Raw genomic sequence first — 11,704 nt, forward strand, 5'->3', positions numbered from 1 at the left:
GCCCAGGATCCCGTTGAGCGTGCCCAGGATCCGGTTGAGCGTGCCCAGGATCCGGTTGAGCGTGCCCAGGATCCGGTTGAGCGTGCCCAGGATCCGGTTGAGCGTGCCCAGGATCCCGTTGAGCGTGCCCAGGAACCGGTTGAGCGTGCCCAGGAACCGGTCGACAGCGATTCGACCGTCGCCGACAAGTCCGACGTCGACGCCGACAAGACCGAGGTCATCGAACGCCCACGGCCGGCCGGCAAAACCCGGCCGATCTCGCGAGTCTCGACGCTCAAGCCGTCCGAGACGCCGCCGGAGGTCCCCGGTGCGCGGACCTCACTACGCAACCTGCCCACGCCGTCGTCGGCCTCCATCGGCTTCGGTCCGCGCTCGGTGGCGATTCTGGCGGGCATTGCAGCGCTTCTCGCTGTCGTCGCAGTGATACTGGCGCTGAAGCCGGGTGCCGACATCGGCCCCAACAAAGCGTTCATCGATCAAGGCGCCACCACCGAACTGATATCGCAGGCGCAGACCAAGATCTGCGCCGCCAACTCGGCCACCGGCGTCAAGTTCGACGAATGGTCGGCGAAGGCACGCGCGGGCCTCACCGGTGAGGCGCTCGACCAGTTCAACAAGCAGGTCGGGTCGCTCAAGCAGGTGTTGGAGCAGGCAAAGGCCACCACCGACTGCCAGATCGACGCCATCGGAGTCCGTGATCTCACCGGCGACTCCGACGGATCGCAGGCCACCATTCTGGTGAACATGGTGATCTCCGGAACCCAGAACGGCGTTCCCACGCAGAGTCTCACACCGCGCTACCAGGTTCAGATGCGCAAGCAGGGTGACTCCTGGCTCATCGCGAAGGTTCAGGACGTCTGATCAGCTGATCCCGGGCACGCTCGACGGAGATCTGGGCACGCTCGACGGAGATCTGGGCACGCTCGACCGGATTTCGGGCACGCTCGACGGAGATCTGGGCACGCTCGACCGGATTTTGGGCACGCTCGACGGAGATCTGGGCACGCTCGACGGGTTTCTGGGCACGCTCGACGGGTTTCTGGGCACGCTCGACGCAAATCTGGGCACGCTCGACGGAGATCTGGGCCCGCTCGACCGGATTTCGGGCACGCTCGACGGGGCCGTTAGCGGCGCCGGTGCAGGTGAGAGAGTGGTTTTCTTCCACAATTTCGCGCGTAGCGCTTGACGTGGGCGCGATGGGGGGCCAATCTGTGTCCAGCGATCACAGTGCAGGCAGCCACCAGCGCTAGATCGTCTTCCAGACGTCACTTGACAAAGTGCGTCTATTTTCTGCTACAGTTGGACGTTGCGCTGGCTGCCTCCTGTCCATCTTCCGATCCTTCCGGCCACTGTTTGGGTGTGCTGTGGTGATCGCCGGTCTCAGGTGTCACCAGCGAACGGCCCCCAAAAGCCGCGCCACCCACGGCAGGCAGAAACACAGTGTTGGAAGGACGCACCTTGGCAGTCGACCGCCAGTCCACCTCAACAATCCCCGGCGCACCGCACCGCGCCTCGTTCGCGAAGATCAGCGAACCCCTGGAGGTACCCAACCTCCTCGATGTCCAACTCGAGTCCTTCGAGTGGCTCGTCGGGTCCCCCGAGTGGCGGGCGAAGGCCATCGCCCGCGGTGACGAGAACCCGACCGGCGGCCTGCAGGACATCCTGCACGAGCTGTCCCCGATCGAGGACTTCTCCGGTTCGATGTCGCTGTCGTTCTCCGATCCGCACTTCGACGAGGTCAAGGCCTCCATCGAGGAGTGCAAGGACAAGGACATGACCTACGCGGCGCCGCTCTTCGTGACCGCGGAGTTCATCAACAACAACACCGGCGAGATCAAGTCGCAGACCGTCTTCATGGGCGACTTCCCGATCATGACCGACAAGGGCAGCTTCATCATCAACGGCACCGAGCGTGTCGTGGTGAGCCAGCTGGTCCGCAGCCCCGGCGTCTACTTCGACGCGACCATCGACAAGGCCACCGAGAAGACCCTGCACACCGTCAAGGTGATCCCGGGTCGCGGTGCCTGGCTCGAGTTCGACGTCGACAAGCGCGACACCGTCGGTGTCCGCATCGACCGCAAGCGTCGCCAGCCGGTCACCGTGCTGCTCAAGGCGCTCGGCTGGACCACCGAGGAGATCACCGAGCGTTTCGGTTTCTCCGAGATCATGATGTCCACCCTGGAGAAGGACAACACCGCCAACCAGGACGAGGCGTTGCTCGAGGTCTACCGCAAGCTGCGTCCAGGCGAGCCGCCGACCCGCGAGTCCGCCGAGAACCTGCTGGAGAACCTGTTCTTCAAGGAGAAGCGCTACGACCTGGCCCGCGTGGGCCGCTACAAGGTCAACAAGAAGCTGGGCCTCACCAGCAACCCGATGACCGGTCCGTCGGTGCTCACCAAGGACGACATCGTCGCGATCGTCGAGTACCTGGTGCGCCTGCACGACGCCGATCCGCACCAGCTCACCCTCGCGAAGGTGGCCGGTCCGGAAGGCCTCGAGGTGCCGATCGAGGTCGACGACATCGACCACTTCGGCAACCGTCGTATCCGTACCGTCGGCGAGCTGATCCAGAACCAGATCCGCGTCGGCCTCTCGCGTATGGAGCGTGTCGTGCGTGAGCGCATGACCACCCAGGACGTGGAGGCCATCACCCCGCAGACCCTGATCAACATCCGTCCCGTGGTGGCGGCGATCAAGGAGTTCTTCGGCACCAGCCAGCTGTCGCAGTTCATGGACCAGAACAACCCGCTCGCCGGGCTGGGCCACAAGCGTCGCCTCAACGCGCTGGGCCCCGGCGGCCTCTCGCGTGAGCGCGCCGGCCTCGAGGTCCGTGACGTGCACCCGTCGCACTACGGCCGCATGTGCCCGATCGAGACCCCCGAGGGTCCCAACATCGGCCTCATCGGCAACCTGGCCGTGTACGCGCGGGTCAACCCGTTCGGCTTCATCGAGACGCCTTACCGCAAGGTCGTCGACGGTGTGGTCACCGACCAGATCGATTACCTGACCGCCGACGAGGAAGACCGCTTCCTGGTGGGCCAGGCCAACACCGCCTACGACGCCGACGGTCGCATCACCGACACCCGTGTGCTGGTGCGCAAGAAGGGCTCCGAGGTGGAGTTCGTCGGCGCGAGCGAGGTCGAGTACCTCGACGTGTCGCCGCGGCAGATGGTGTCGGTCGCGACCGCGATGATCCCGTTCCTCGAGCACGACGACGCCAACCGCGCCCTGATGGGCGCCAACATGCAGCGTCAGGCCGTGCCGCTGGTGCGTAGCGAGTCCCCGCTCGTCGGCACCGGCATGGAGCTGCGCGCCGCGGTCGACGGTGGCGACGTCATCGTCTCGTCCAAGACCGGTGTGGTCGAGGAGGTGTCGGCCGACTACATCACCGTGATGAGCGACGACGGCACCCGCGACACCTACCGGATGCGCAAGTTCGCGCGTTCCAACCACGGCACCTGCACCAACCAGCGTCCGATCGTGGACGAGGGTCAGCGGGTGGAGGCCGGCCAGGTGCTGGCCGACGGTCCGTGCACCGAGAACGGTGAGATGGCGCTGGGCAAGAACCTGCTCGTGGCGATCATGCCGTGGGAGGGCCACAACTACGAGGACGCGATCATCCTGAGCCAGCGGCTCGTGGAGGAGGACGTGCTCACCTCGATCCACATCGAGGAGCACGAGATCGACGCCCGCGACACCAAACTCGGTGCCGAGGAGATCACCCGGGACATCCCGAACGTCTCCGACGAGGTGCTCGCCGATCTCGACGAGCGCGGCATCGTCCGTATCGGTGCCGAGGTTCGTGACGGCGACATCCTGGTCGGCAAGGTCACCCCCAAGGGTGAGACCGAGCTGACCCCGGAGGAGCGCCTGCTGCGTGCCATCTTCGGTGAGAAGGCCCGCGAGGTGCGTGACACGTCGCTCAAGGTGCCGCACGGTGAGACCGGCAAGGTCATCGGCGTGCGCGTGTTCAGCCGCGAGGACGACGACGATCTCGCTCCCGGCGTCAACGAGCTGGTCCGCGTGTACGTGGCCCAGAAGCGCAAGATCCAGGACGGCGACAAGCTGGCCGGCCGGCACGGCAACAAGGGCGTCATCGGCAAGATCCTCCCCGCCGAGGACATGCCGTTCCTGCCCGACGGCACCCCGGTCGACATCATCCTGAACACGCACGGTGTGCCGCGTCGTATGAACATCGGCCAGATCCTGGAGACCCACCTCGGGTGGATCGCCAAGGCGGGCTGGAACATCAACGTGGCCAACGGGGTTCCGGATTGGGCGTCGAAGCTGCCCGAGGACATGTACTCGGCTGAGCCCGACACCAACACCGCCACCCCGGTGTTCGACGGTGCCCGCGAGGAGGAGCTGACCGGACTGTTGTCCTCGACGCTGCCCAACCGCGACGGCGATGTGATGGTGAACGGCGACGGCAAGGCGACGCTGTTCGACGGTCGTTCCGGCGAGCCGTTCCCGTACCCGGTGTCGGTGGGCTACATGTACATCATCAAGCTCCACCACCTCGTCGACGACAAGATCCACGCACGCTCGACCGGTCCGTACTCGATGATCACCCAGCAGCCGCTCGGCGGTAAGGCCCAGTTCGGTGGCCAGCGCTTCGGTGAGATGGAGTGCTGGGCCATGCAGGCCTACGGCGCCGCCTACACCCTGCAGGAGCTGCTCACGATCAAGTCCGACGACGTGGTGGGCCGCGTGAAGGTGTACGAGGCGATCGTCAAGGGCGAGAACATCCCCGAGCCCGGCATCCCCGAGTCGTTCAAGGTGCTCCTCAAGGAGCTCCAGTCGCTGTGCCTCAACGTCGAGGTGCTCAGCTCCGACGGCGCCGCGATCGAGATGCACGACACCGACGACGAGGATCTGGAACGCGCTGCGGCCAACCTCGGCATCAACCTGTCGCGCAACGAGTCGGCCACCGTCGACGACCTGGCGAACTAACCCTCACCGAATCTGACTAGAAGAGCCGAAAGGTAACAAGTGCTCGACGTCAACTTTTTCGACGAACTGAAGATCGGCCTGGCCACGGCCGACGACATCCACAACTGGTCCTACGGTGAGGTCAAGAAGCCGGAGACCATCAATTACCGCACGCTCAAGCCGGAGAAGGACGGCCTGTTCTGCGAGAAGATCTTCGGACCGACTCGCGACTGGGAGTGCTACTGCGGCAAGTACAAGCGCGTGCGCTTCAAGGGCATCATCTGCGAGCGCTGCGGCGTCGAGGTCACCAAGGCCAAGGTGCGTCGTGAGCGGATGGGCCACATCGAACTGGCCGCACCGGTCACCCACATCTGGTACTTCAAGGGTGTCCCGAGCCGCCTGGGCTACCTGCTGGATCTGGCGCCGAAGGATCTCGAGAAGATCATCTACTTCGCCGCCTACGTGATCACCTCCGTCGATGACGAGCTCCGTCACAACGAGCTCTCCACGCTGGAGGCCGAGATGGAGGTCGAGAAGAAGGCTGTCGGCGATCAGCGCGACGCCGACCTGGCCGAGCGTCAGCAGAAGCTGGAGGCCGATCTCGTCGAGCTCGAGGCCGAGGGTGCCAAGGCCGACGTGCGCCGCAAGGTGCGTGACGGTGCCGAGCGCGAGATGCGTCGCATGCGCGACGCCGCTCAGCGTGAGCTCGACGGTCTCGAAGAGCTGTGGGACAAGTTCGTCAAGCTCGCTCCCGGCGACCTGATCATCGACGAGAAGCTCTACCACCAGCTGCAGGACCGCTACGGCGAGTACTTCACCGGTGCGATGGGTGCCGAGGCGATCAAGAAGCTCCTCGAGGCCTTCGACATCGCCGCAGAGGCCGAGTCGCTGCGCGAGACCATCCGCACCGGCAAGGGCCAGAAGAAGCTGCGCGCGCTCAAGCGACTCAAGGTGGTCGCGGCGTTCCAGCAGTCGGGCAACTCGCCGCTGGGCATGGTGCTCGACGCGGTGCCGGTGATCCCGCCGGAGCTGCGTCCGATGGTGCAGCTCGACGGTGGCCGCTTCGCGACCTCCGATCTCAACGATCTGTACCGTCGCGTCATCAACCGCAACAACCGCCTCAAGCGACTGATCGACCTCGGTGCCCCCGAGATCATCGTCAACAACGAGAAGCGGATGCTGCAGGAGTCGGTGGACGCCCTGTTCGACAACGGTCGTCGCGGCCGCCCGGTCACCGGACCGGGTAACCGCCCGCTGAAGTCGCTGAGCGATCTGCTCAAGGGCAAGCAGGGCCGGTTCCGTCAGAACCTGCTCGGTAAGCGCGTCGACTACTCGGGCCGTTCGGTCATCGTGGTGGGCCCGCAGCTCAAGCTGCACCAGTGTGGTCTGCCGAAGCTGATGGCGCTCGAGCTGTTCAAGCCGTTCGTGATGAAGCGACTCGTCGACCTGAACCAGGCGCAGAACATCAAGTCCGCCAAGCGCATGGTGGAGCGGCAGCGTCCCGCGGTGTGGGATGTCCTCGAAGAGGTCATCGCCGAGCACCCGGTGCTGCTCAACCGTGCGCCGACGCTGCACCGCCTCGGAATCCAGGCCTTCGAGCCGCAGCTGGTGGAGGGCAAGGCCATCCAGCTGCACCCGCTGGTCTGTGAGGCGTTCAACGCCGACTTCGATGGTGATCAGATGGCCGTGCACCTGCCGCTGAGCGCGGAGGCGCAGGCCGAGGCCCGCATCCTGATGCTGTCGAGCAACAACATCCTGTCGCCGGCATCGGGTCGCCCGTTGGCCATGCCGCGTCTGGACATGGTGACCGGCCTGTTCTACCTGACCACCCTCACCCCGGGTGCGATCGGCGAGTACAGCCCGGCCACCGCCGACGACGTGGAGCGCGGTGTGTACTCCACCCCGGCCGAGGCCATCATGGCCGTCGACCGCGGGGTGCTCAGCGTGCAGTCGCTGATCAAGGTGCGCCTGACCGACCAGCGTCCGCCCGCCGACATCGAGGCCGAGCTGTTCCCGGACGGCTGGCAGTACGGGCAGGCGTGGGACATCGAGACCACGCTGGGTCGGGTGCTGTTCAACGAGCTGCTCCCGGTGGAGTACCCGTTCGTCAACGAGCAGATGCCCAAGAAGCGTCAGGCCGTGATCATCAACGATCTGGCCGAGCGGTATCCGATGATCGTGGTCGCGCAAACCGTCGACAAGCTCAAGGATGTCGGCTTCTACTGGGCCACCCGTTCGGGTGTCACCGTGTCGATGGCCGACGTGCTGGTGCCGCCGCACAAGGCGGAGATCCTCGACAAGTACGAGGAGCGGGCCGACGGCCTGGAGCGCAAGTTCCAGCGCGGCGCGCTCACCCCCGACGAGCGTCGTGACGCCCTGGTGGAGATCTGGAAGCAGGCCACCGAAGAGGTCGGCCAGGCGATGGAGGAGCACTACCCCGACGACAACCCGATCCCGATGATCGTCAAGTCGGGTGCGGCGGGCAACATGACCCAGATTCGCTCGCTGGCGGGCATGAAGGGTCTGGTGACCAACCCGAAGGGTGAGTTCATCCCGCGTCCGATCAAGTCCTCGTTCCGCGAGGGCCTGACCGTGGCCGAGTACTTCATCAACACCCACGGTGCCCGTAAGGGTCTGGCCGACACCGCGCTGCGTACCGCCGACTCGGGTTACCTGACCCGTCGTCTGGTGGACGTCAGCCAGGACGTCATCGTGCGGGAGACCGACTGCGGTACCGAACGCGGCATCATGACCACGATCGCGGAGAAGCTGGCCGACGGCACCCTGATCCGCGACGCGCACGTGGAGACCTCCACCTACGCGCGGACGCTGGCCTCGGATGCCCTCGACGCCGACGGCAACGTCGTCGTCGAGCGTGGACACGACCTGGGCGACCCGGCCATCGAAGCCCTGCTCGCCGCGGGCATCACGCAGGTCAAGGTGCGCTCGGTGCTCACCTGCACCACCGGGACCGGTGTGTGTGCGATGTGCTACGGACGGTCGATGGCCACCGGCAAGCTCGTCGACATCGGCGAGGCCGTCGGTATCATCGCGGCCCAGTCGATCGGTGAGCCCGGCACCCAGCTGACCATGCGTACGTTCCACCAGGGTGGTGTCGGCGACGACATCACCGGTGGTCTGCCGCGTGTGCAGGAGCTGTTCGAGGCGCGCGTGCCCAAGGGTGTCGCGCCGATCGCCGAGGTCTCCGGCCGGGTGCGCCTGGAGGACGACGACCGCTTCTACAAGATCACCATCGTCCCCGACGACGGTTCCGAGGAAGTGGTCATCGACAAGATCTCCAAGCGTCAGCGCCTGCGCGTGTTCAAGCACGACGACGGTTCCGAGCGGCTCCTCGCCGACGGCGACCACGTCGAGGTCGGCCAGCAGCTCATGGAGGGCTCGGCCAACCCGCACGAGGTGCTGCGCGTGATGGGTCCGCGTCAGGTGCAGGTGCACCTGGTCAACGAGGTCCAGGAGGTCTACCGCAGCCAGGGTGTGTCGATCCACGACAAGCACATCGAGACCATCGTGCGTCAGATGCTGCGTCGCGTGACGATCATCGATCACGGTTCCACGGAGTTCCTGCCCGGCTCGCTCGTCGAGCGCGCCGAGTTCGAGAGCGCGAACCGTCAGGTGGTCACCGAGGGTGGCGAGCCCGCCGCCGGACGTCCGGTGCTGATGGGTATCACCAAGGCGAGCTTGGCCACCGAGTCGTGGCTGAGTGCGGCGTCCTTCCAGGAGACCACGCGCGTGCTGACCGATGCGGCCATCAACAGCCGCAGCGACAAGCTGATCGGTCTGAAGGAGAACGTGATCATCGGTAAGTTGATCCCGGCCGGTACCGGCATCAACCGCTACCGCAACATCACCGTGCAGCCCACCGAGGAGGCCCGCGCGGCCGCCTACGCGGTGCCGTCCTACGACGACACCTACTACAGCCCGGACGGCACCTTCGGTGCCCCCGCCGGCGCTGCGGTGCCGCTCGACGACTACGGCTTCGGCAGCGACTATCGCTGATCGGCCCCACCCGCTGATCGGCCCCACCCGCTGATCGGCCCCACCCGCTGATCGGCCCCACCCGCTGATCGAGCCTGTCGAGATCACAACGGCCCCCGCACCTTTCAAAGGTGCGGGGGCCGTTGTCGTGGTCGGGTGCGGATATAACCGCGGTTGCTCCGCGGGGTGACGACGATAATGGTCTTCGCGTCGCGATCACGCCGCGGTTATATCGGTGACCATTACCAGATCATCGGCGCGAGGAACTTCTCGGCATAGCGGCGCACCGCCTGCGGGTCGTCGATGTCGAGTGCGTGCGACTTGGTCAGTGCGAAGGACGTGATCAGCCGGAACTGTGTCTCGGCGACAAGTCGTAGATCCTCGTCGGGCATCGAGGCGCCCGCCGCGCGCAGTGAGGCGACGATGTCGTTGCTGAACTCGCCGACGAGTGCCTCCACATGGGGACTGCCGAAGCCGATGACCAGGTCGATGGCCCCCGGGTCGTCGGCGACGATGCATTTCACCAGTTCGTTGCGGCGCAGTTCACTGATCGCCAGGCAGAAACCCTCGACGGCCGCCGCACGCGGATCGAGACCCCCGATCTCGACACCGATCTGCCGGACGAAGTCGCGTCGCAGCTGCAGGATCACCGCCGCGACGAGATCGTCCTTGGTGGGAAAGCGGCGATACAGGGTGCTGCGGCTGACCCCCGCGTCACCGGCGATGCGGTCGATGTTCGCGCGCCGGACGCCGGATCGGATGAACTCGACCGCGGCGGCCTCAGTGATCCGACGTTCCTGTTTCCGCTGGTCCTCGGTGCGACGATCGTGGGCGGTGGTCAGCGTCGTCACTTCCCGTCACCCGCCACCGGGCGCCATCTCGTGGTCCACATTGATGAACCATAACCCACGGTCGTGTCTCAGCCATGACGAACCGACCGCTCCGTCGACGTCCGTTTCGAGCCAACGGATTCCTCCAGAACGTGCAGGTGAGGTTCCACGCTCTGGCATCATGTGTGACAACGGTCACCGAGGTGTGTGATACTCGCTGAGGCCTTGTCGGAACGATGGCGGCACTTCGTCTCAAAACCAAACAAGTGCTAGATTGAACCTCGGGGGTATCGGACGTGGCATTGGCTCACAGTGTGCAAGGCTTCGGCCGCACCGTGAGACTCGGCGTCCGCACCTCGGTCATCGCCGTGTCCGACATGGTCGGCGGCCGCTTTCCCTTCCGCGAGGCCACCGTCCAGGCGTGGTTCTTGCTCAGCATCACGGTTTTGCCCGCGCTGCTCATGGCCGTCCCGTTCGGCGTCATCATCGCGGTACAGATCGGCGGCCTGACCAGCAACCTCGGCGCCACGTCGATGGCCGGCGCGGTGGGCGGCATGGGCGTCATCCAGCAGGGCGCCCCGATGGCCGCGGCGCTGCTGCTCGGCGGAGCGGGCGCCTCGGCCATCACCGCCGACCTCGGCGCGCGGACGGTTCGCGAGGAGATCGACGCGATGCGCGTGCTCGGCATCGACCCCACCAGGCGGCTCGTGGCACCCCGGATGGTCGCGATGGTGCTGGTGGCGCCGGTGCTCTCGGTCCTGATCATCGTGATCGCGGTCGCCGCCAGCTTCATCGTGGCGATCGTCGGACAGGGTGTCATCGCCGGTTCGTACTGGCAGTCGTTCGGCAGCTACGCCTCCACCACCGACCTCTGGATCTGCCTGGGCAAATCGGTCGTCTTCGGGTTCGTGGTGGTGGTGATCGCGTCCCGCCGCGGCCTCGAGGCGGCCGGGGGAGCGCGCGGTGTGGCCGATGCGGTGAACGCCGCCGTCGTGCTCGGCATCGTCGCGTCGATGGTCATCAACGTGCTCATCACCCAGGTCACCACCCTGTTCATCCCGCCGCAGGTGATCTGAGGTGGCCCAGCGATCCGGGATCTTCATCCCGAGCACCAAGTTCCCGCGAATGGAGCGAGTCGGCGACGAGGTCGGTCGCCCCTTCGAGCACATCGGACGGCAGGTCACCTTCGTGCTCGACGTGCTGGCCGGCCTCCCGCACACCATCCGCGCCTACCGCAACCAGACCTTCGCGGCGTTCGCGGAAACCACGTGGGGCAACGGATCGATCCTCGTCGGCGGCGGGATCGCCAGTGTGCTTGCCATCCTGGGACTTTCGGTGGGCGGCATGATCGGCATCCTCGGCGTCACCTCGCTGTCGTCGCTGAATCTGTCGCCGATGGCCGGGCTGATCACCGGCTACGCGGCCACCCGTGAGATGGCGCCGATCATCGCGGCCGTCGGTTTCGCCGCCCAGGCGGGCTGCCGGATGACCGCCGAGATCGGGTCGATGCGCATCTCCGAGGAGATCGACGCCCTCGAGGCGCAGGCCATCCGGCCCATCCCGTTCGTCGTGGGCACCCGCGTCATCGCCGGGGTCACCGCCATCGTGCCGTTCTATCTCCTGTCGCTGTGCCTGGCATACCTGTCCTCCCGCGTCGTCGTCAGCGTCATCTACGGCAATTCCGCGGGCGCCTACGACCGCTACGTCGAAGCCTTCGTCAGCCCTGTCGACGTCGTCTACTCGACCATCAAGGTGGTGGTCTTCGCGATCCTGGTGATCATCGCGCACACCTACTACGGCTACTTCGCCTCCGGTGGGCCCGAAGGGGTGGGCATCGCCTCGGGCCGCGCCATCCGCGCGAGTCTGGTGCTGATCGTGGCCGCCGACATGGTGCTGTCGCTGATGTTCTGGGGACTCAACTCCGGATTGAACTTCGCATGACCGGG

Annotated in this window: 7 protein-coding genes; 6 read left to right on the forward strand and 1 reads right to left on the reverse strand. The window is 65.9% G+C overall.

The window, feature by feature from the left end; translation table 11 throughout:
- The 4 genes from ACWDSI_RS12645 to ACWDSI_RS12660 form a co-directional block, all read left to right on the forward strand.
- Positions 1-861: hypothetical protein (locus ACWDSI_RS12645; RefSeq protein WP_449756739.1), on the forward strand; the 861-nt coding region annotated here is incomplete at its 5' end.
- Positions 824-1,186 (forward strand): hypothetical protein, encoded by a 363-nt coding sequence (locus ACWDSI_RS12650; protein ID WP_449756740.1) that lies wholly within the window; start codon positions 824-826, stop codon positions 1,184-1,186. The genes ACWDSI_RS12645 and ACWDSI_RS12650, both read left to right, overlap by 38 nt.
- Before the next feature lie 254 nt (positions 1,187-1,440).
- A complete protein-coding gene (gene rpoB, locus ACWDSI_RS12655; protein WP_449746708.1) occupies positions 1,441-4,953 on the forward strand; it encodes a DNA-directed RNA polymerase subunit beta in 3,513 nt (1,170 codons plus the stop codon).
- Positions 4,954-4,992: 39 nt separating this feature from the next.
- Positions 4,993-8,949: a DNA-directed RNA polymerase subunit beta' gene (locus ACWDSI_RS12660; protein WP_449756741.1), complete on the forward strand. Its 3,957-nt coding sequence runs from the start codon at positions 4,993-4,995 to the stop codon at positions 8,947-8,949.
- 221 nt (positions 8,950-9,170) lie between these two features.
- Here the strand turns inward: ACWDSI_RS12660 and ACWDSI_RS12665 are convergent, their stop codons facing one another.
- Positions 9,171-9,779 carry a TetR/AcrR family transcriptional regulator gene (locus tag ACWDSI_RS12665; RefSeq protein WP_449756742.1) on the reverse strand — a complete coding sequence of 203 codons (609 nt, stop codon included), beginning with the start codon at positions 9,777-9,779 and terminating at the stop codon, positions 9,171-9,173.
- Between the two features lie 275 nt (positions 9,780-10,054).
- Here ACWDSI_RS12665 and ACWDSI_RS12670 point away from each other — a divergent pair, with 275 nt between their 5' ends.
- Positions 10,055-10,834 (forward strand): MlaE family ABC transporter permease, encoded by a 780-nt coding sequence (locus tag ACWDSI_RS12670; protein WP_449756743.1) that lies wholly within the window; start codon positions 10,055-10,057, stop codon positions 10,832-10,834.
- 1 nt (position 10,835) lies between these two features.
- On the forward strand, positions 10,836-11,699 hold the full coding sequence (locus ACWDSI_RS12675) for an MlaE family ABC transporter permease (RefSeq protein WP_449746704.1): 864 nt from the start codon (positions 10,836-10,838) through the stop codon (positions 11,697-11,699).
- The last annotated feature ends 5 nt before the right edge of the window (positions 11,700-11,704 follow it).

The sequence above is a fragment of the Gordonia sp. NPDC003429 genome (assembly GCF_053588575.1).